The organism is Thalassospira australica, from assembly GCF_044790785.1.
GTDB classification, from domain to species: domain Bacteria; phylum Pseudomonadota; class Alphaproteobacteria; order Rhodospirillales; family Thalassospiraceae; genus Thalassospira; species Thalassospira australica_A.
In genome coordinates this window covers 1147411-1167993 of record NZ_CP085258.1, presented here as the reverse complement: position 1 = coordinate 1167993, position 20583 = coordinate 1147411, and the positions used below count along the sequence as shown (strand labels likewise).

Here is a 20583-nt window from a genome sequence, read left to right as displayed (position 1 = left end):
CGCCAATGGCATTGCATTTTGAACGTGCCGAACTGGCTGCACGCCGTGCAAAAACGGTCGCTAGCCTCGAAGCCGCCGGGCTTGATGGCCTTCTTATGTTCCGTCAGGAAAGCATGTTCTATCTCACCGGGTATGACACGTTCGGTTATGTGTTTTTCCAGTGTCTGTATCTTGGTGCCGATGGACGGGTTGCCCTGATTACCCGTGCACCCGATCTGCGTCAGGCCCAACACACATCCGATATCGATGACATTCGGATATGGGTTGACGGCCCGGATGTTAACCCTGCCCTGCAACTGCGTGACATGCTGGCCGAATTCGGCTGTGGCGGCAAAAAACTTGGTGTCGAATACGATGCCTACGGCCTGACTGCTGCCAATGGGAAAAAGCTTGACACGGCACTTGACGGTTTTTGTACACTTGATGACGCATCACGTCTGGTATCGGAACTGCGCGTTGTCAAAAGCCCGGCCGAACTTGACTATATCCGCACCGCCGCCAGCCTTGCCGACGATGCGTGGGATGCGGCCTTGGAAACCGTTCATGCCGGTGCGTTTGAAGGCGATATTCTGGCCGCCATGCAAGGCGCCATTTTCAAAGGTGGCGGGGATTATCCCGGTAACGAATTCATCATTGGTGCCGGTCGCGATGCATTGCTGTGCCGCTATTTTACCGGACGAAAACATTTGGGCGAAACCGATCAGATCACGCTGGAATGGGCAGGCGCCTACCGCCACTATCATGCCGCGATGATGCGCACCATTCCCGTTGGCAAGGTAACATCGCGCCATGTCGAAATGCACAAGGTGGCGACCGAGGCCATGGAAGCCTGTCGCGCGGCACTTAAACCGGGCGAACCAATCGGGAATGTTTTCGATGCCTATGCCCGCGTTTGCGATGCAGGCGGAATGCGGGCACACCGCCTGAATGCCTGCGGCTATTCGATGGGCACAACCTTTGCGCCGAACTGGATGGACTGGCCGATGTTCTATCATGGCAATCCGGTGATTGCCGAACCGGGTATGGTGTATTTTCTGCACATGATCCTGATGGACAGCGACAGCGGCATTGCCATGTGTCCCGGTCATTCGGTCATTGTCACCCAAACCGGTAACGAGACGGTTTCGCGCCATCAGCTTGATCTGGTCAGCCGTTAAAACGAAACCGGCCCAATCTTGGTGTGGCCTGGCTCCCCCTCAGAACAGTCGGCACATCGGTCCGGTTTCAAACCCGAAGCATCTTGCGCATGGCATCTGCAGTGTCCTGCGCAAGACGATCTAGTTTCACAATCCGGTCATCGATTGTACTGTCAAGTTCGCCTTCATAAAGCTCAAGCGCGCGGGCATCCGCCGCCAGCTTTACCGCCGCCAGATTCGATGCCATGCCCTTGATCGTATGGGCCGCCGTGCGAATACTTTCGCGGTCACCGTTGGCTATTGCAGCAACAATCTTTGCGCGTTCTTCCTGATAGGATGCCGGCAGCATATCGACCAGACGGGCCATATCGCCTGTTCCCAACATACTGCTCATTTCTTTGAAACGAGCCGTATCGATCAGTTCTGCCCTTTCTTCCGTTCGGGTAGCACGGCCTTCTGGCAGGGATTTGACGACAAGTTCGGCCCCGCTTTCCTCTTCGGTCTGCTGGGTAAGCGAAACCCGGCTTGCCCCGGACAAGGCCAGTTGTCCGTTTTCACCGCTCTCGACCCGTATTGATGTCGGCTTTCGGGGTTCATCAACAACAGCACGACCTTCGCCGACACGATTGCGGTTTCGCAGGAAACGAAGAAGAACGCTGTATAGCCTGCGCTCCTCTATCGGTTTTGTCATAACCTCGTCCATACCGGCAGCCAGAAAATCGCGATGCCGGTCATTGAATGCCTCCGCCGTTACGCAAATGATGGGGATGCGGCCCCCACGCGTCACGCGTTCAAGTTCGCGGATATGGCGGGTCGCCCCCTCGCCGTCCAGAACCGGCATATGTGCATCCATCAGGATTGCATCATAACCGCCGCCCTGAAACGCATGCACGGCCTCTCGACCGTTGGGAACGATATCGACCATCAAACCATGACGTTGCAACAATCCGCCAATAACATTGGCATTGATTTCATTATCCTCGGCAACCAGGATGCGATACCCTGAAAGCACGCTATCCCCAACGATAGCAACGGCGTGCTGCCCGGCAGCCCGATCATGAATATCGGTTTTTTGCGCCTCGAACGGCAACCAGAAATCAAATCGCGTACCCTGTCCCTCGACGCTTTCAAAACTGATCGTCCCACCCATCAGTTCGATCAGGCTATGAGCAATCGAAAGCCCTAGCCCGGTGCCGCCAAACTGGCGTGTTGTCGAATTGTCGCCCTGACTGAACGGTGAAAATATCTGCCCTTGCCGTTCCGGCGCGATGCCGATCCCGGTATCGATAACCGTAAAATGAAACAGCTCTTCCCCATCCGCCGGTGCACGCATTTGTTCGGGTACATCCACACTGGATTTCACTTCGAGCCGCACTGCCCCCTTGCGGGTAAATTTCACCGCATTCGATAACAGGTTCCAGAGGATCTGGCGAAACCGCACCTCGTCCCCGACAAAAATGCGATCCGTCAGTGCAGCATCATCACATCGCAGTAAAAGGTTCTTTTCCCGTGCCGTATCGCCGATTGCACGAAAAATGTCATATGTGATGTCAGACGGATAAAACGGTCGCTTTTCAAGTTCTACGCGTCCGGCCTCGATCTTGCTCATATCGAGAATATCGTTCAAAAGCGCCATCAATGCCCGCCCCGATGAGAGGATCGCGCCGACACGCTCCTTTTGGGCAGCGTCTAGCTCGCTTTGCTGCAGCAGTTGCGCCATGCCTAGGACCCCGTTCAACGGTGTTCTGATTTCGTGGCTCATGGTGGCAAGGAACTGACTTTTCGCCGAACTTGCCTCAAATGACTGACGATAGTGATCGCGCAATTCAAGCAACATGAACAGCATCGCACAGGTATAGCTAAGCAACCGCGACGGAATGATAAAACGCGCCACCATATCGGCATTATCCGGCCCAAAAGTAAACAGAGCCAGATGGTTGAAGCATCCGATCAGAAACGCGACGGTCAACAGGCATTCCGAAAGCCTGAACTGGAAATAGCACCGGACCAGATACCCGGCTGCGGCCGTGACGAGCATGATCATGGTCGGAAACAGGATCAGAGTGCTGACATTTTCCAATACACCGGCAAAGTCGCTTGAAAATTCCGGCACCAGCCAGATCAGGAAAACCTGAACGACAAGACCCATGGCAAAGATGCCCGGAACCATTCCCCATGCCAGATCATTTCCCGGCCGATTTTCCGATTTGTTGGCGATATACCAGCTCAGAACCAGAAAAGAAAACGATCCAAACCGCAGAACCAGAATCAACAATCCGGTAAAAGTCCCAAGGGCCTGTTCGCCTCCGATCACTGGGCGGGTTTCGAACAGTTTGGGCATTCCCAGCAAATCGCTGATCAACAAAAGCCCCATCGAGGCCGCGATATAAAGGATCTGCCTGCGTTTGGTAATATCGAAAACGATACCGCCCAGACACATGGACAGCAGGGCGATGAATTCGACAACCACGATGATCGCAATGGTAACACTGCCGACCTGTTCATCGGACAGGGATGTGAAATAGATGAAAGCAGGGGCAATTGCACAAAAGGCAAAAAACGAGATACCGGACAGGCTCAGTATCTTGGGCATATTCGCATCGACCCCGGTTTTGCTCTTTTTCACCGTTTCTTGCATGCCGGCAATGCACGGAAGCGATCAAACCCCGCCACCGTTACATTTCCCTGCAATTGCCAAGAATATCCTTGGCCCATTTCAGGGTCCGGTCATCCATCGATTGCATATGCCGGTACTTTTCAAACTGCTGCACAATCAGTTCAAGCCGTTCGCGAAAAACCGGCGGGCGGTCCAGATCAAGCAACCGGTCCGCCAGCGGATCGAATGCTGCATTCTGGAATTCAAGCGACAGGCTGATCCTTGGCTCCGTGGCAAAGGCGCTTGCCCGCCCCCCCCAATGATACAAATCCTGTCGCCAGCCCATTACACTTCCCGGTCTGGCGGGTAATGCCCGAACATCCTGTAAAACAACATCTTCCGGTTTAGCAACTGGTCGAGGATAACACTTTTCGAATGAATACGGCAATACGTACATACAACCGTTATCAGGGCTTGCAACACTCAGCGGCACCCAAAGCGACAAGCTGATCAGCATATCGTCGTCAATCACGCTTTCACCCTGATAATCGCGATGCGGGGGCCATCCGCGCCCGTCCTCGGCGGGATTGACATGCCATGCCCAGAAATGCGGAAGCAGTTTTACCCGATCCCCCAGAAAATGGTTCAAAAGCGGGCGAAGCCGCATGAATACCTGCCATGCCTCGTCATACAGATAGATCATCGCAGGCGGCAAACCGTTGGTCACCAGCTCCTCGAGCCCGGCACGCAAATCGTTTAACCCATCAACAGGCAAAAGATCGTCAATCAGGAAATAGCCATCTTGCCAGAACCGATCCGAATGCGTCGAACCCTCAAATCCGTCACAATCTGCACCAACCGGCGGCACGTCAGAAATCCTTGCCTCGTCAGTGGAGATGGTCAGTTGTGGATTGATCGAAAGCCAGCTCTCGCGTTGGCAGGCTTGTAATGCGGTCATCATGGCGGAAAATCCAAAGCAGAGTTTGGCGGCAAAGTGTGGGGACGATACGAAGTCGCCCTTAACTGCGCAAGTCCGACTTGCGCCCGTTATGCTCACGCGTTACGCAGGTAGCATTCAGTTTCACGGTTCTGTATCGGCATTCCGGGCCAAAGGCACATTTATGATCCCGCAAACCCTATCCCACGGCGGTGCCATCGACAAGGCCGCCGAAAAATACGGCATCCCGCCTCAGGACTGGCTTGATCTGTCGACCGGGATCAATGCCACTGCCTGGCCGATCCCGGCAATTGATCCGATCCATTGGCAACGCCTGCCGCTGGTAAGTGAATTGACCGATCTGAAACAGGCCGCCGCCGACTATTATGGCATTGCTGCTCCTGCTCGTATCGTCTGTGCCCCTGGTACACAGGCACTTATCCAAACCATTCCTTTCTGGTTTGCCGATCAGGGGATGCAGGGCAAGGCACATATTATCGGCCCGACTTACGGCGAACATGCCGTCGGCTGGAAACGCGCCGGGTTCAATATGGAAACCATTGTGACAACGCCGGACAACCGCGCGCGTCGCATTGCCGATATCCTGCAAATACCGGGCGGAATCAACGATATCGTCATTCTGGTAAACCCCAACAATCCCGACGGTGGTTTGATTGACAGCAACGCCCTGACCCAACTGGCCCGGATGGCTGCCGATCATGGCAAATGGCTTCTGATCGACGAGGCATTCATGGATTGCAATCCGGAATGCAGCATCTGTCCGCAGTGCCACGAACTCGACCGCCTGATCGTCTTGCGTTCGTTTGGCAAATTTTTTGGACTTGCAGGTTTACGGCTGGGATGTGCGGTCATGGCCCCCGATCTGGCTACAAGCCTGACAGACCGGATCGGGCCATGGGCAATCGCCGGCCCGGCGCTAAGCGTCGCCCGCACGGCATTCAATGATCGTCAATGGCAGTCCGACATGCGTGACCGATTGTCCAGAGATACCAAACGCCTTGATGCCCTGATTGATGCCCGTTGCGATCTGGATTTGATCGGCGGAACAACACTGTTCCGACTGTATCACGGCACCACCGTCATAAGACTTGCAGATCATCTGGGATCATCGGGTATTCTGGTTCGATTGTTTGATGACGATGCAAATCGCGTCCGATTTGGCCTTCCTGGTCAGGAAAAGGATTGGCACCGGTTGGAAAGGGCACTGGCTGTTTTCAAAAACTAGCCGATCTATTTCGTCTCGTTTTCTTCCCAAGCCTGCTTTTTGCGGTAAATCGTCGACGGGCTGACGCCAAGCGCATCGGCCGCACGCGGGATCGAGCCTCCGCATCTGGCAATCGCCTCTTCTATCGCCTGTTTTTCCACCTGCCAAAGCGGCCTGATCCCGGAATAACCCTGATCAGATGGCAAACGTTCCGCCAGCGGAAAGCCTGGACCGGCATCCATACCGGCCATCGCAGGGGCATGACCCATTTCCTCTCGCATTCGCTGGGCACCGGCCAGAAAGGCCAATGCATCCGGATCGCCTTCCCAGAACCGCCCTGCATCTTCAAGCCCGTTTGACACCACGGGATGGGGGGGCGGGGCTTCAATGGTCGCCGATCCGAATTGTTCGTCTCCCGTGCCGCTATTGACCGGTCGGGGTACCATCGACATGGTGACTTCGGTGCCGTTATTAAGCACGACAATATTGCGGATGATGTTCTGGAGCTGGCGAATATTTCCCGGCCAGGCATAACGCGCAAACAATGCCGCCACATCCGGGCTGAACCGCTGAAAATCACGCCCTTCTTCGCGGGTGAAGCGTTGCAGATAAAAATTGGCAATCTGCAGGATATCGTCATCGCGATCACGCAATGGCGGCATATGCAACGGGATCACATGCAGGCGATAATACAAATCCTCGCGGAAACGCCCGGCGCGCACTTCTTCAAGTGGATCGCGGTTGGTTGCACAGACAAAACGAACATCGACACTTTCAATCGTGCTGCCGCCAACCTTCTGGAAGGTGCCGGTCTGGATGAACCGCAAAAGTTTGGTCTGTAAATCCAGATCCATTTCGCAAATTTCATCCAGAAACAGGGTTCCGCCCGCCGCCCGGTGTGCCGCCCCTTCGCGGTCGATGACCGCACCGGTAAATGCCCCTTTGACATGCCCGAAAATCTCGCTTTCCATCAAATCCTTGGGGATTGCCCCGCAGTTCAGCGGAATGAACGGCTCGTTGACGCGTTCCGACCGGCGATGGATTGCTTCTGCCGCCAGCTCCTTGCCGGTACCGGACTCGCCCGTAATGAAAACGGTCGCCCGGCTTGGCGCGGCATTTTCGATGATACGATAAATATCGTGCATCGTGTCCGAACCGCCGATGATGTCAAAATACATCTCGTCAGTGGGGCCTTCGTCGCTGGTATCGTTCCTTGCATCCACCCGCATGGAACGTCCTTCCAGCGCATCACTGACCGTCACGCGAAGCTTGTCGGCGGTAAAGGGTTTCAGCAAAAAGTCCCACGCCCCGTCGCGCATGGCTTCCACCGCAATATTGACCGAACCATGCGCCGTGATCACGACAACCTTGCACTCGGGGGCGGCCTGACGGGCAGCGCGCAAAACTTCGCGCCCGTCCATATCGGGCAGGATAAGATCAAGAACCAGAACATCGGGCGGGTTGCTGCGCAATCGTTTGATGGCATCACGACCATTAACGACATGCTCGACCATGTGGCCATCCGCACGCAGATAGTCCTGATACACCCGCGCAAGCGAAAGTGTATCCTCGACAACCACGATGCGTGCCTGGTCTGGCATTTTTTGTTCGTATCCCGATCCAACCGTCTATCGGCAAGCATACCGATAGTGACATTACATTCTCAACTGCTAACCTGTGGATAGCTGATTCGTTATCCCATACAAATCAGCTTTTGGTTAAGAAAGGCATAGTTTCAGTAACATTGCGCGCATCCGGGAGTATGAGGGTTTGAATTACACCACCGAACAATCCGGCGACACGATCAAAGTCGAACTGAATGGCCGATTTACATTTGGGGACCATTCCGGTTTTCGCAAACTGATTGACGAAATCCGCAGCCAATCTGCCGAAGTCCAGATTCTGGACCTGTCCGGGGTCGAGTTCATCGATTCCGCCGGACTTGGCATGTTGTTGCTGGCCCGCGACGAAGGCGAAAAAGCCCGTGCCACTGTTATCCTGAAAGGGGCACAGGGACAGGTTAAGCGCATGCTCGAAGTTGCCCGGTTCGATACATTATTCAAACTGGAAGACTGACATGCTTTCCGTCGGCGAGGTTAACCTGCGCCCGAAGGTTGCCGTTGCCCAACCGCTTGATCACAATCGGGCGGCACGGGTTTTAAGCGGCCCGCATATCTTTGGCGAGGGGGCCAACACCGACGTCGAACTGTTTTTCGGCCGCAGCCCCGAAGATTTTGCTCGCAGCAATCGCTATCAGATGTGCCTGATTCCGCCAGAAACCGGTCGGGAATGGCTGGGTGCGCTGGTGCGTCTGAACTGCAATTACTTCGTCGAATGCTATGACGGGCTTGATCTTGGCGACCTTGGTCCGCTCCGAACGGCGAAACGCGGAGCGGCTTGGGATCTCCTGGTCTGCATGTCGACACAAAGCGCCTATCAGTTGCCAATGGCGCGCAAATTTGTCACCGCCCTTCGCCATCGCGGCATTATCCACGATACCATCGCCCCGACAATCGAAATGGCCGTACAGGAAGCTTTCGCCAATTCGATGATCCACGGCAATCTGGAAATGAGCACGGCTGGCCATTTGTCAATGGACCGCTTCAATGCCTTGAGCGAGGAAACCGCACGCAGACTTGCCGCCTCGTTTGGCAATCGGGTGATCATGCTGACCGCCAAAAAACGCCGCAATGGCCATGTCGAGATTACCATAAACGATCAGGGCGGCGGCTTTACGCCTCCCCCCGCAACAGCTGAAACGAAACTGCCCGGCGCAGAATCCACTTTTGGCCGCGGACTGCCTTTGATTCGCAGTCTGTGTCAGAATGTCAGTTTTGATCGGGGCGGTCGAACCATTCGTCTGACTTTTATTCCCGAAGCAATTTCCCCCCTGCCGCTTGATACCGATTATGTTGCCGGACTGGACGATACCGGACGGTGGGAAAGTGACACCGATTTGCGTAACCCGCGCGATGCCACCATCCTGATTGCCGATGATACGATGATTTCACGCGAAATCATCTCGTCCTATTTGCGTTCGGACGGCTTTACCAACCTGGTCTTTGCCAAGGATGGCGAGGATGTTCTGGCACAGGTGCAAAAACACAATCCCGATCTGATCATCCTTGATATTATCATGCCCAAGCTGGATGGTTACGATGTCTGCAAAACATTACGCGCCGACCCGGCCTTTGCCGAAACACCGATCATTGCCCAGACAGCCCTTGAAGAAAACGAAGGTCGCACCCGGATTTTCGAAGACGGTGCAACCGACCTGATCCTTAAACCTTTAAACAAGGCGGAAATGATCGCGCGTGCGCGCATTCACCTTGAAAACCGCCTTCTGGTCAAACAGCTTCAAGCCTATCGGGAACGTACCCGATCCGAACTGGAACTGGCGCGCGACATGCAGGAAATGCTGATCCCTAAAGCCGAACAATATCGCGGTGTCGGGCTTGATTACGGCATGACCATCAGTGCCAGTTTTCAGATGTCATCGGAACTGGGCGGCGATATGTGGGGACTGGCCCCGATCGATGAAAACCGGCTTGCCGTTTATATCGTCGATTTTGCGGGTCACGGGCTTGGGGCTGCGCTCAATACCTTTCGACTGCATTCCCTGATCTGGTCGGATGACAAGCGGGATGACGATCCGGGTGCATATCTTGGTGAACTCAATCGCCATCTCAAGGGGCTTTTGCCCGTAGGGCAATATGCAACCATGCTTTATGGCGTGATCAACCGCACCGATGAAACTTTCCGTTATGCCAGTGCTGCCTGTACGTCCCCGGTTCTCGGAAACGTCCAAACCGGATCGACAGCCTTTCTTGACGGCTCGGGCGTTCCGCTTGGTGTGATTCGTGACGCACGCTATGAAACCCGCGAGATACCTTTTGGTGTCGACAATTTCCTGCTGCTTTACAGCGATGCCCTGATTGAAACCGTTCTGAATGACGGGGGATTTCTGGAAGGTGAACGTCTGTTGAACGAGGTCCGCAACATCATCGCTGAATCAGGCGGCATGATAGATCTGGCGTCGCATCTGGCCGATCAGTTTATGGATCGCGCCCCCGCCAGATTGCATGATGATTTTACCGTGGTATCGCTACAGCCGAACCGGACGCCGGTTTCGTAATTGATCTGCCCCGGAACCCTAATTCAGGAACCATGGTTGTGGCGGGGAAAGTTCTTGTGCCGGCATATGATCGCGAAGGTCCCAGATATGGCCCCTCTCGCCTGCCTGCCCTGCCTTTTCCGCGTTGCCTTCCTGAATACGGCTGCTGATCACAGAGCGGATCAATGCTGCCAGCCCCTTGCGGGCGCCGGCATGATCAGGGTCCGCCGACAGCACCGTACCCAATTGGTCAAAAGCACGCATCCGGTCACGACAACCGACAAGGTCCGCCGCAACCACCCGCAATTCTCCCGCATCGGGCCGCAGGCTGATCGCGATTTCCAGATGTTCAAGGGCGGCTTCGCGGGACCCGTTTTGCAAATATGTTCTGGTCAGGCCCAAATGGGTCGCCGGATCAAGATCATCAAGCAACAGGGCCCGGCCAAATGCATCAAGAGCAAGACTGCCAAACCCCATATCGAGCAAAACATGCCCCATCACCCGCAATCGGGCAGGTTGATCGGGCAGCGTATCGATAAGATTTCGAAGGCGGGTGCGAATTTCAGGCGCCAGATCAATGCCGTCAATCGTGACCGCCGCGACGTGGGATGAAATATGTGTCTGGCCTGACATCTGTCCGAAGCCCTGTTCCCGCCTGAGATGACGAATCCTAACGACTCGCCGAAATCCTTGCAATAGCCAATAAAAACAACGAGTCGTTTCAATCGTTTAGATCGGCAGCAAAACTTTCGCCCGGTCCTTTTTCCATGCGACACGGTCAAATCGCTGATCGGACCGCATCGAACAACCGGAATAATACCCTGATCGGGTTGCGGGAAGATTAACCGGGAACCTGGCATCAATAGGGCATATTCCCGACAGCTTTTGCCATATTCGGGATGCCAGCTGGCCGATCTGTCGGTTAAACGGGATCGGTACTTTTGGCCATGACCGCACGGGCCATATTGGGCAGGGTATTCCAGTCAATCTTCGCCATTGGGCGGGCAAAAAAGTATCCCTGTGCCAGATGCCCGCCCAGACGCAGAACCTCATCTCGCTGCTCGGCTGTTTCCACGCCCTCGATCACGCAGTCCGCACCTAGATTGTCGCACATGTCGATCACGGTCTTGACGATCCGCTGACTGCGCGCGCTGGTCACAATCGGCTCGATAAAACTGCGATCAACCTTCAGACAATCGAATTCCAGTTCATGGACATAACGCAGACTGGAATAACCGATACCAAAATCATCAAGCGCCACCTTCGCCCCGTGTCGGCGCAAATAACGAATGCTCGCACGGGCAGAAACGAAATCACGCAACAGGGCGGTTTCCGTGACTTCAAAAGTCAGGCGCCCCGGATCAATGCCAAAAAATTTGATCTGATCAATCAGCCAGTGCGCCATATCGGTCAGCACAATGTCACGCGCCGACAAATTGAATGACAGCACCACATTATCCGGCCAGATCGCCATGGATTTCAGCGCCTTTTGAAACAGGATGGTCGACAGCGTTCCGACCAGTCCGGTTTTCTCGGCGACCGGGAAAAACATTTCCGGCGAAACCCGCCCCATCACGTCATTGTCCCAGCGCGCAAGAACCTCGACCGAATGCAATATCCCGCTACGCAAATCAAAGACCGGCTGATAATGGATCGACAGTTCGCTTTCCAGATCGGCCTTGCGCAACGCCTGTTCAATCTGGCTGTCATGGCGGATCAGTGTTTCATGATGGGCGGCAAACAGGACCGGATGGCCCGGCATGTTTTTCTTGGCGTAATACAATGCAAAATCGGCACGCTCAAACAGGGCATTGGTTTCGCGCGCCACCGCCGGATAGGTCGCAAAACCAAGCGACGCCGAAAGCTGTACTGTGCCCCCGCCAACCTCGAACGGATCGTTCAATGTTTCGCACAGCTCACGCCCGATCCAGATCAGCTCTGCTGCATCCGACACGCTGTCAAGGATCACGCCGAACTCGTCACCGCCCAATCGCGCCAAAAGGACGTCAGGCCCCAGTACATCGCGTAGTCGGGCGCTGGCCTGAATCAGGACATCATCGCCTGCCGGATGACCATGAACATCATTGACCGGCTTGAACCCGTCCAGATCAATCATGGCAATGGCAAAACGTCCATTATTATCTTTTGCGCGCGCCACTGCCTCATCCAGATGGAAGAAAAATGCACGCCGGTTTGAAAGCCCGGTCAGCGCATCGCAAAAGGCCAGTTCGCGGTTCTGGTCGGAAAGTTCGATGGTTTTGGCGTGCTGCTTTTCCAGATCAATCTGCGATTCCACCAGCCCGGAAAACGCCGCGTAATAGCTTCGGATGATCTGGATGATCATCAATGACACCATCGCCATATTGGCCGCAATCGCGACATAAACCTCGTTCCCGGTCGACCCGAAGTGCAGGATGAAAGACCCCAGAACGATAATCACAACCAAAAGGGCCGCAGGCGGGAAATGCAGCAGACAGAAAATACATCCAACCACGGTGATCGAGATGAAATAGGCGACATGCCCCTGTTGATAGGCATCACCATAGCCAAACATCTTGATCGCCCAGGCAGTGAAAACAACACTGATCACGACAGCCAGAATACGGATGCGCCGCAGATGCCGCACCGAACTGGCAAAGTCATTTGCCGTTTCGCGCAAGCGCCTCCATGCAAGCCCGCGCATCAGGCAGACAGCCCCCAAAACCGCAGGAATATAAACCGTCATCCAGTCGGGGGCGGTTCCATAATGGGTAAAGGCCAATGCAACTGCATTGGCAAAAAGAAGGATGTATAGCAGCGGGATTTGACGGGAAAGGGCCTTGACCTGTGCGCGGACCAGTTCGGGTTGGTCTTCCCGAACCCGGAATGTTCCGACAATGTTTCGGCACAGATCTGTTAGCGTCACAGCAATGCGCTTTCCCTGTTGTTTTCTTACTACAGGGAAATCTTATACGAGAAGTTGTACCAAATGCATCCCTTTCAATACACCACCAAGAGAAATTCGTTATCGACCGATGCCATTCAGGATTTCCCCCTCTACCCCTTCGGAAATCAGGTAATCGCGCAATGTCCGTCCCGGTGTCGGCCTGAAATGATCGGTGGTGATCTGCATATTCTTGATTCGGTCCGCCCGAAAAACACGGAAGGCCTGCCGCAATTCGCACCAGCTTGCCAAAAGCCAGATCGTTCCGAAAAACAGCATCCCCAATGGCCAGACACGCCGGTTGGTGTCATCCCCCTTGGCATCGGTGTAATCAATATTGATCAGATGCCGTTCGCGGATGGCACGCCGCAAATCGGGCATCGAAATTGCAATCGGGGCCTGGGCGATTTCGGCAATCGCAATCGGCACCCCGCCAATAAGACCCCGCATTTTTTCCGGCAATACCGCCTCGATCTTGGTCAGGGCATCTCCGGCTGCACGCGCCATTTGCGGATCGGTCCAGCTTTGCACCATGCGCGCGGCCACCACCAGTGCCTCGATCTCGTCGGCATCAAACATCAATGGCGGCAAGTCGTACCCGTCACGCAGGATATACCCCACTCCCGCCTCGCCTTCGACCGGAACACCGGACGCAGCAAGATCGCGAATATCGCGGTAAATCGTGCGTTCGGAAACTTCCAGTTCCTCGGCAAGTTCGCGCGCACGGCACAGTTTGCGACGGCGCAAAATCTGCACAAGACGGAAAAGTCGGTCGGCCCTTCTCATGTTCGCTCCTTTCTCAGCATGACCGAGAATTTATCATAACGCTCCTGACAGGCTCCTGTCAGGAGGCATGTGCAAACATGACAATTATCGGGAACAGGGTTTCAACATTCGTCAGGAGTAAACCAATGAAAGTCACCAGCGCCTTTCCGATTATCGTCACCGAAAAGCTGACCGAAAGCCGTGCCTTTTACGAAGAACTTGGCTTTGCCGCCGTCTTTGCCGGAGACTGGTATATTCACCTTGTCTGGCCCGACTGCATGGAAGTCCAGGTCGGCCTGATGCAGCCTGATCACCCGACACAGCCGCCCCTGTTTCACGGCCGCACCATGGGCGACAGCAGCATCTTTGGCATCAGCGTCGAAGACGCCAAAACTGCTGCCGACGATCTCCGTGCCAAGGGTTTCGAATTCGCCCTCGAACTGCGGGATGAGCCATGGGGCCAACGTCACTTCACCCTGCTTGACCCCAATGGTGTGAGGATTGATATCGCCAGTCAGGACGCCGCAATCAGCGACGATTATGCCAAGGATTTCCTTATGCCGGTCGAAAGCATTTCCGCCTGATCCCCGTCGCGTCACCACCAATCGATGCTTTTCCCTCAAACATTTTAAAAGCGGGATGGTGCAGTCATTGCATCATCCCGTTGTCTTGATGAAGTCATCAATCGCCACAACCGCCCCGGCAATATTACCGGCCTGTGTATGGCCCGATTTCTTGCGCGCATCAAAATCATGATCACCGTCAGAAACCCAGTGCAGTGACACAGTATCTGCCAGAGCATAACCTGCCACCTCTTCCGGGCTGCCAAACGGGTCGCGCGTTCCGTGACAAATCAGGGTCGGTGTTTTCATCGTCTTTAGATGTGCTGTCCGCAGGTTTTCGGGCTTCCCCGGCGGATGGAACGGATAGCCAAGGCACACGACACCGCACACGCCAAGATCATCGGCGACCATGCTGGCGATCCGCCCGCCCATCGATTTGCCGCCGATCACAAGGCTTTCAGGCGTGCCAAGCTGTGCGACAACCTGCCCGAATGTCTCGATCAGAACCGGGGCCCGATCCGGTCCGCGTTTTTTCCCATCCAGTCGGCGTTTCGCCATATAAGGAAATTCAAACCGCACCACGCGATGGCCACATACCGCCAAACCGGCTGCCATTTCATTCATAAACGGGCTGTCCATCGCCGCCCCCGCCCCGTGCGCCAGAACAATGGTCAGCTTGGCATCATCAGGTCCGTCAAAGACAAAATCGATGGTCATGACAATCGGGTTTCCCTGTTCTTGTGGCTTTCAAAAACATATGCCATCGCGATTGCCGGGGCCAAGCGACAATCCCCCACCTGCCCGCTGTTTCCCCGCTATTCATCCGAAAAACTCGCCATATCAGGATGTTTCGGTTTATCATGTCACTCTTCAAAGCAGCGCGCCAACCGCAAACGGCGTCACCATCTGCTCCGATCCGATACCTTGCTCCAATCAGGTGTTCCCATGTCCAAAGATCAAACCCTGCTGGACCCGGCGCGTACCGCCCTTGTCATGATCGATCTGCAAAACGGCATTCTGGCACAACCCCTGCACCCGCGAAGCGGTGATGAGGTGCTTGAAAATGCTCGCGGCCTGATTGCCAAATGCCGCGCGACAAAGGCCCCAATTGTTCTGGTCCGCGTGTACTGGTCTTCTGCCATGGCCGATGCGCCGCACCAAATGGTCGATCTGCCATCCCTGCCGCCGAAATGCCCGCCCGAAGATTGGGGGACCCTTGTGGATGGCTTGGTACAACCCGGCGATATCGTCATTACCAAACATCAATGGGGTGCATTTTATGGTACCGAGCTTGACCTGCAATTGCGCCGTCGCGGGGTCGATACAATCATCCTTGGCGGTGTCGTGACAAATTTCGGCGTTGAATCCACGGCGAGGTCCGCATGGGAACATGGCTATAACATCGTGATTGCCGAAGATACCACCGCCACCAAATCGGTTGAAATGCACCAGTTTTCAATCACCGAAATCCTGCCGCGCATTGCGCGCATCCGCCACTCAACCGAACTGACCTTTGCCACCCCATAACCCTGCCGCCCCGAACAAAGGCTTTCCCGTGCCAGATACCTCGCCCCACGTGCCCAAGCCCCCAAAATCCGAACCGCCCTCAGATCGGGAAAAGCTCGGCAAAATGCCACATCTCCTGCAATGGGGATTGCTGATCGGTGTTTCGCTTGTCCTGTCCGTGATCCTGCATGATGCCGATATCCCCGCCGCCCTTTTGCTCGGCCCGATGATTGTCGGTATTGTCATGGGCACCAATGGTGCCACCATTGCCATGCCAAAACCGATCTATCTAGGCGCGCAATCCGTCCTTGGCTGCATGGTCGGCGGATCGATGACCGCCGGGATCATCACATCTTTCATGCATGACTGGCCGCTGGTTCTGGGCGTCACGGCACTGACATTGATTGCCAGCAGCTTTCTGGGCTGGATATTGTGCATCAAGCAGGTCCTGCCGGGAACGGCGGGCATCTGGGGATCGTCACCGGGTGCGGCCTCGGCCATGGTCATCATGGCCGAGGCCTTTGGCGCCGACGCCAGACTGGTTGCCTTCATGCAATATGTCCGGGTGGTGATTGTGGTTGCCGTGGCCTCAAGTGTCGCCAATTTCTGGGTCGATCCGGCACTTGCCGCGGCCAATCCGCATCAATGGTTTACCCCGTTCGATATCGGCGATTTTGGCATCACACTGGCAATGGCCGTAATCCTGTGCGTTGTCGGGGCAAAGTCGCGCCTGCCGTCCGGACCGCTTCTGGTACCGATGATCGTTGTGATGATCTTGAACATTGCCGGCGTGATCGATGTCGTCTTGCCCGAATGGTTTCTGGGCCTGACCTATGCCGTAATCGGCTGGATGATCGGGTTGAAATTCACCCCTGCGGTATTGCGCCACGCGGCCCATGCCCTGCCGAAAATTCTGATTTCGATTTTCGTTCTGATCGGCTTTTGTGCCGGGATTTCGGTTTTGCTGGTAATCTTCATGGATGTTGATCCGCTGACCGCCTACCTCGCCACCAGCCCCGGCGGGCTTGACTCGGTCGCCATTATCGCGGCCAGCACCAATGTCGACCTGTCCTTCATTTTGGTGTTACAGGCAACGCGGTTTTTCATGGTGTTGCTGTTTGGTCCACCCTTGGCCCGGATGGTGGCAAAGCGCACGTCTGAATTCCCCGACCGGATAGTGTAATCCTTACATCGCAAGGATCTGGGCGACAAAGCCCTCGACCCGATGGCTGAGTTCTGCCCCTTGCGTTTCAAGGTTCCGCGCCGCATCGGAAAGTTCGCCTGCGACCTGCCCGTTATGGGAAATCGCGCCTGCGATATCCCTGACACGCGCCCCCACCAACTTCGCCTGGTTCAGCGCATCAAGCGCATCCCCCGCCACCGTGCGGCAAATTTCAACCTGCCCGCCGGTTTGATCTGCGGTGATTTCAGCGCGCGCCTGCAAATCGCCCATCGCATAGGAAATCCGATCAATATCTCCACCAGCCTTTGAAATCGCCCCCGTGACACCATCCATCCATTGGGCTATTTCGGCGGTTGCAGTTTCGGATTGCCCCGCCAGCGCCTTGACTTCCTTGGCGACAATGGCAAATCCCTTGCCTGCTTCGCCAACGCGAGCCGCCTCGATCGAGGCATTCAGCCCCAGCAATTTGATCTGGCTGGCGATGGCCGAAATCGTTGATAGCATCTTGCCCGCATCGGCTGCACGGGCCTGCAATTTGGCAAATTCATCGCGCATGTCACGTGCCTGCGCGCCCAATGCACGGGTGGTTTCAACATTCGCCCCGGCATCGTCGCCAATCGTGGTCAACGCAGCCTGAAGGGCATCCATCTGCCCGTTAACATTTTCAATCCGGGAAAGGGCGGCATGTGCGGCCTGATCAATCCCCTTGCCACATTCGTCCGTCCGCCGGTTGCTATCGCCCAGCACATCAAGCGCACTACGCATCTGGCTGACTGCGGCACCCAGCATCCCAACCGTGCCCTGCACCTGGCTTTCAAAATCCGATGCCAGTTTTTCGCGCGTGGCCAGTGCCCCATCACGTTCGAGCACGCGCGCGACCTGCCCGCCAACAAAGCCAAGCAATTCAAGCATCTCGTCATCAAGACGGGCGATATCACGGCTGAAAAATTCGATGACGGCCACCACTTTGCCAGCCATTTTGACCGGCAGCGCGAAACAGCCCTGCAACCCGTTCCGGGCAGCCCCGCTGGCGCGCAGGAAGCCGTCCTTAGTAACAACGTTTTCGATGCAGACAGGTTCCCCCGTCTTTGCAACCGACCCGATCAAGCCCTGCCCGATGGTGAAAACCGTGGCCTCCGACTGCGCACGAAAATCGGTCAGATCAGTTGGCGAAACACCCCGCCCGATCGACCAGATTTTGGCCGAAGACAGCGCATTGTCTTCGCGAAGCAGATAGGCATGTCCGACTGGCCAGTGGCAATAATCGCAGACCGCATCAAGAATACCGGCAATCGCCGCGTCCCTTTGCCGTGCTTCATCGGCAATCGTCCCAACCGTGCGCAACAGGCGTAAAATATCGCCAAGCCCGGCCTCGCGGCCCTGTTTTGAACGGCAGTCTTCATCGGGGGAAACGGAACGCAAGAAACCGGCAAACATTGAACTTCTCCGAGGCATGGGACATCTGAAACCGACCGGGTATAACGCCATCCGATCGCGCGATTGTCTTGCAAGCCTCGTTGCCTGCCGATTGCTGGTGACTGCGCCTTTGCAATCACGAACATGATGCTAACGTGATTTTGCACCTGCGAAAAGAATTTTCTGTGTGCATCGGCAGAACTGCGCATCGCGAAGAAAAAGGCACCGGCAGCGGGCTGAATTATCCCGCCACCGGTGCCTTGAAACATATCCTTGGTAACAAACGCCTAACGCAAAACTTTCCGGAAAACGCCCGATGCAACCATCACACCGAAAATCACCAGTGCCACCGCAATCGCCAGCGCAAGATTGCCTTCCTCACCCAGCAGGAACACACCACCCAACGCGGTCAATGCCGGTGTCATCGCGCCAAAAGCCGATGCACCGGTCGATCCGATGTGACGCACCGCAAGACCATAGGTCACGACCGCAACGCATCCCGCCAGCAAGCCTTGTGTCACAAGCAACAGCAACACATCATCCATCGGCGCATCGGGGATATGGCTTCCGGTAAACAGCGCCACCACCGCCATGATCACAAACGACCAGAAGCCGACAAATGCCGCCGCTTCCAGCGCGCCAAGGCCGCTTTGGCGCATCGCATGGGTATAACACGCCCACATGAATGCCCCGGCCGATACAAGCCCATAGCCATAAAGGATCGTGCCGCCAGTCGAATGCCCGGGCTTAAGCACCGCCAACAGGACGATACCGGTAATCACCGTGGCATAGCCCGCCAGCCGGAGCCAGCCCGGCCGTTCGCCAAACATCACAACCGCAATCAGAACCGCCCAGACCGCCATCACACCGGGCAGCAGAATACCGACATGACTTGCCGGGACATATTGCAGGGCACTGGCAACCAGAAGCGTATAAAACGCCCCCGACCCCACCAGCATGATCAGGCCACTGGCAATCGAAAGCCCCTTGGGCCAGATACCGCGTTTAAGCCAAATCGGGGCCAGCAACACAAACGGCACGACAAAGCGCAAAAACCCGATATCGACCGCGGTAAAATCGGATGTCATGGCATAGCGCGTGACAATCAGCCACGCCGCCCAGATCAGAACGGTCGCAAGGGCAGAAGACACCCCGATCAGGCGGCTTTCCGTCGCGCTGATGGTGGTGGCGACAGCGGAATCATCGGGCATGGAACGGCTTTCACATTGGGAAATAATGAATGGATTTTATGCAAAAAATCACGCCCGCCAGGAAATCGCAAGTCCGCTGATGCCGATTTTTGACTACCAGTCAATCCTTTGGGTCAAAGCGTAGTACTGCCGCACACCAGAACGTCGCACGGTGCGCTGGCAAGAACATGCTGTGTGACACTGCCAAGAAGCCATTCCTCAATCATGCCGCGCCCGTGTTTGCCAATTGCGACCAGATCGGCATTTTCATCGCCTGTCACTGCCAAAATGGATGAAGCAACGTCGCCATTGACAGTCCGCAGGCTAATTTTATTGTCCTTATCTCCGATTTCAGTCCGAAGTATCGCAAGTTCTGCCTCGGCCTTTCTGTGTTCCTGTTCGCGGTGTTGCTCAATTTCCGCGTCCGTTACCCCGGCGTGGCGTAATTGCGGCTCGTAACTGAGCGATACGACATGCAGCAACACCACGTCCGCATCGGGCAGCAATTTGCGTATGACCCGAAGTGACGTCTCCGACCAGTCGGAAAAGTCCACTGGCAACAAAACCTTGCGATAAGGTTGATCCGTCGGGTAATTGACCACCAATGTCGGACGCGTTGTCTGGCGCAACAATCGTTCGGCGGTCGATCCGGTCGCCAGATCACGCAATGTTCCGGCCCCGTGCCCGCCTATCACCTGCAAACGCGCGCCAACCGCAGTCGCGCATTCGATTATTTCGCGCGTGACCGGGCCGGTACGCAGTTCGGTTGTCACCTTGACGGACGATGTTTCTTCCACTTCACGCGCAATTCCCCCCAAATCGGCGAAAAGCTGATCATGAAGCGGGTCATGATCATGCCCGCGGCGCAATCCGATCAGTTCGGCCAGCCCAGACAAAATATCCTGCTCCATCACATGCAGCAAATGCACCCCCGCCTTTCGGGATCTGGCAATCTGAGCGGCCCGCATCAACGCAAGATGCGCGGTATCGGAAAAATCGGTCGCGACAAGTACGGGGGCAACCATGATC

General features: G+C 55.6%; 17 protein-coding genes. 7 read left to right on the top strand and 10 right to left on the bottom strand.

The features are described 5' to 3' along the window. The first annotated feature begins 5 nt into the window (after window positions 1-5). Window positions 6-1157, top strand: coding sequence for a M24 family metallopeptidase (locus LG297_RS05485; protein ID WP_404425926.1), 1152 nt, complete (start codon window positions 6-8; stop codon window positions 1155-1157). A gap of 67 nt (window positions 1158-1224) precedes the next feature. On the opposite strand, the gene LG297_RS05480 is transcribed toward LG297_RS05485, so the two are convergent. After that, a complete protein-coding gene (locus LG297_RS05480; protein WP_404425924.1) occupies window positions 1225-3729 on the bottom strand; it encodes an ATP-binding protein in 2505 nt (834 codons plus the stop codon). An 82-nt stretch (window positions 3730-3811) separates the two neighbouring features. Beyond that, complete coding sequence (locus tag LG297_RS05475) at window positions 3812-4693, bottom strand: phytanoyl-CoA dioxygenase family protein (protein ID WP_404425922.1); 882 nt, start codon at window positions 4691-4693, stop codon at window positions 3812-3814. Between the two features lie 160 nt (window positions 4694-4853). On the opposite strand from LG297_RS05475, the gene cobD reads away from it, so the two are divergent. After that, a complete protein-coding gene (cobD, locus tag LG297_RS05470; protein ID WP_404425920.1) occupies window positions 4854-5915 on the top strand; it encodes a threonine-phosphate decarboxylase CobD in 1062 nt (353 codons plus the stop codon). A 5-nt stretch (window positions 5916-5920) separates the two neighbouring features. Here the strand turns inward: cobD and LG297_RS05465 are convergent, their stop codons facing one another. Beyond that, window positions 5921-7495, bottom strand: coding sequence for a sigma-54-dependent transcriptional regulator (locus tag LG297_RS05465; RefSeq protein ID WP_404425918.1), 1575 nt, complete (start codon window positions 7493-7495; stop codon window positions 5921-5923). Between the two features lie 169 nt (window positions 7496-7664). On the opposite strand from LG297_RS05465, the gene LG297_RS05460 reads away from it, so the two are divergent. Together LG297_RS05460 and LG297_RS05455 are read left to right on the top strand one after the other, a co-directional pair. Further along, window positions 7665-7970, top strand: a complete 306-nt coding sequence (locus LG297_RS05460; RefSeq protein ID WP_404425916.1) for an STAS domain-containing protein — start codon at window positions 7665-7667, stop codon at window positions 7968-7970. A 1-nt stretch (window position 7971) separates the two neighbouring features. Then, a complete protein-coding gene (locus LG297_RS05455) occupies window positions 7972-10029 on the top strand; it encodes a SpoIIE family protein phosphatase (protein ID WP_404425914.1) in 2058 nt (685 codons plus the stop codon). Between the two features lie 18 nt (window positions 10030-10047). Here LG297_RS05455 and LG297_RS05450 read toward each other — a convergent pair whose 3' ends face one another. From LG297_RS05450 to LG297_RS05440, 3 genes are all read right to left on the bottom strand, one after another. Then, entirely contained in the window at window positions 10048-10641 is a 594-nt protein-coding gene (locus tag LG297_RS05450; RefSeq protein WP_404425912.1) for a tetratricopeptide repeat protein, read from the bottom strand. A 289-nt stretch (window positions 10642-10930) separates the two neighbouring features. Then, complete coding sequence (locus tag LG297_RS05445; RefSeq protein WP_404425910.1) at window positions 10931-12913, bottom strand: putative bifunctional diguanylate cyclase/phosphodiesterase; 1983 nt, start codon at window positions 12911-12913, stop codon at window positions 10931-10933. A gap of 99 nt (window positions 12914-13012) precedes the next feature. After that, entirely contained in the window at window positions 13013-13717 is a 705-nt protein-coding gene (locus tag LG297_RS05440; RefSeq protein ID WP_037992333.1) for a YafY family protein, read from the bottom strand. 125 nt (window positions 13718-13842) lie between these two features. On the opposite strand from LG297_RS05440, the gene LG297_RS05435 reads away from it, so the two are divergent. Beyond that, window positions 13843-14280 (top strand): VOC family protein, encoded by a 438-nt coding sequence (locus LG297_RS05435; RefSeq protein WP_404425908.1) that lies wholly within the window; start codon window positions 13843-13845, stop codon window positions 14278-14280. A 72-nt stretch (window positions 14281-14352) separates the two neighbouring features. On the opposite strand, the gene LG297_RS05430 is transcribed toward LG297_RS05435, so the two are convergent. Beyond that, window positions 14353-14976: an alpha/beta family hydrolase gene (locus tag LG297_RS05430; RefSeq protein ID WP_404425906.1), complete on the bottom strand. Its 624-nt coding sequence runs from the start codon at window positions 14974-14976 to the stop codon at window positions 14353-14355. A 228-nt stretch (window positions 14977-15204) separates the two neighbouring features. Between LG297_RS05430 and LG297_RS05425 the strand changes: the two genes are divergently transcribed. Both LG297_RS05425 and LG297_RS05420 read left to right on the top strand, forming a co-directional pair. Next, entirely contained in the window at window positions 15205-15786 is a 582-nt protein-coding gene (locus tag LG297_RS05425; protein ID WP_404425904.1) for a hydrolase, read from the top strand. Window positions 15787-15889: 103 nt separating this feature from the next. Continuing rightward, the gene (locus LG297_RS05420) at window positions 15890-16948 is read left to right on the top strand and encodes an AbrB family transcriptional regulator (protein ID WP_404425902.1); all 1059 of its coding nucleotides are present in this window, start codon (window positions 15890-15892) and stop codon (window positions 16946-16948) included. A gap of 3 nt (window positions 16949-16951) precedes the next feature. Here the strand turns inward: LG297_RS05420 and LG297_RS05415 are convergent, their stop codons facing one another. From LG297_RS05415 to LG297_RS05405, 3 genes are all read right to left on the bottom strand, one after another. Beyond that, window positions 16952-18385 carry a methyl-accepting chemotaxis protein gene (locus LG297_RS05415; protein ID WP_404425900.1) on the bottom strand — a complete coding sequence of 478 codons (1434 nt, stop codon included), beginning with the start codon at window positions 18383-18385 and terminating at the stop codon, window positions 16952-16954. Between the two features lie 266 nt (window positions 18386-18651). Further along, on the bottom strand, window positions 18652-19575 hold the full coding sequence (locus tag LG297_RS05410; protein ID WP_404425898.1) for a DMT family transporter: 924 nt from the start codon (window positions 19573-19575) through the stop codon (window positions 18652-18654). Window positions 19576-19688: 113 nt separating this feature from the next. Next, complete coding sequence (locus tag LG297_RS05405; protein WP_404425896.1) at window positions 19689-20579, bottom strand: universal stress protein; 891 nt, start codon at window positions 20577-20579, stop codon at window positions 19689-19691. Window positions 20580-20583: the final 4 nt, after the last annotated feature.

What these genes read in the sequence shown, in the direction of transcription:
- LG297_RS05485 (WP_404425926.1), top strand. Translation starts at nt 6, where the DNA reads ATGGCATTGCATTTTGAACGTGCCGAACTGGCTGCACGCCGTGCAAAA.
- LG297_RS05480 (WP_404425924.1), bottom strand. Translation starts at nt 3,729, where the DNA reads ATGCCCAAGATACTGAGCCTGTCCGGTATCTCGTTTTTTGCCTTTTGT.
- LG297_RS05475 (WP_404425922.1), bottom strand. Translation starts at nt 4,693, where the DNA reads ATGATGACCGCATTACAAGCCTGCCAACGCGAGAGCTGGCTTTCGATC.
- cobD (WP_404425920.1), top strand. Translation starts at nt 4,854, where the DNA reads ATGATCCCGCAAACCCTATCCCACGGCGGTGCCATCGACAAGGCCGCC.
- LG297_RS05465 (WP_404425918.1), bottom strand. Translation starts at nt 7,495, where the DNA reads ATGCCAGACCAGGCACGCATCGTGGTTGTCGAGGATACACTTTCGCTT.
- LG297_RS05455 (WP_404425914.1), top strand. Translation starts at nt 7,972, where the DNA reads ATGCTTTCCGTCGGCGAGGTTAACCTGCGCCCGAAGGTTGCCGTTGCC.
- LG297_RS05450 (WP_404425912.1), bottom strand. Translation starts at nt 10,641, where the DNA reads ATGTCAGGCCAGACACATATTTCATCCCACGTCGCGGCGGTCACGATT.
- LG297_RS05440 (WP_037992333.1), bottom strand. Translation starts at nt 13,717, where the DNA reads ATGAGAAGGGCCGACCGACTTTTCCGTCTTGTGCAGATTTTGCGCCGT.
- LG297_RS05435 (WP_404425908.1), top strand. Translation starts at nt 13,843, where the DNA reads ATGAAAGTCACCAGCGCCTTTCCGATTATCGTCACCGAAAAGCTGACC.
- LG297_RS05430 (WP_404425906.1), bottom strand. Translation starts at nt 14,976, where the DNA reads ATGACCATCGATTTTGTCTTTGACGGACCTGATGATGCCAAGCTGACC.
- LG297_RS05425 (WP_404425904.1), top strand. Translation starts at nt 15,205, where the DNA reads ATGTCCAAAGATCAAACCCTGCTGGACCCGGCGCGTACCGCCCTTGTC.
- LG297_RS05420 (WP_404425902.1), top strand. Translation starts at nt 15,890, where the DNA reads ATGCCACATCTCCTGCAATGGGGATTGCTGATCGGTGTTTCGCTTGTC.
- LG297_RS05415 (WP_404425900.1), bottom strand. Translation starts at nt 18,385, where the DNA reads ATGTTTGCCGGTTTCTTGCGTTCCGTTTCCCCCGATGAAGACTGCCGT.
- LG297_RS05410 (WP_404425898.1), bottom strand. Translation starts at nt 19,575, where the DNA reads ATGCCCGATGATTCCGCTGTCGCCACCACCATCAGCGCGACGGAAAGC.
- LG297_RS05405 (WP_404425896.1), bottom strand. Translation starts at nt 20,579, where the DNA reads ATGGTTGCCCCCGTACTTGTCGCGACCGATTTTTCCGATACCGCGCAT.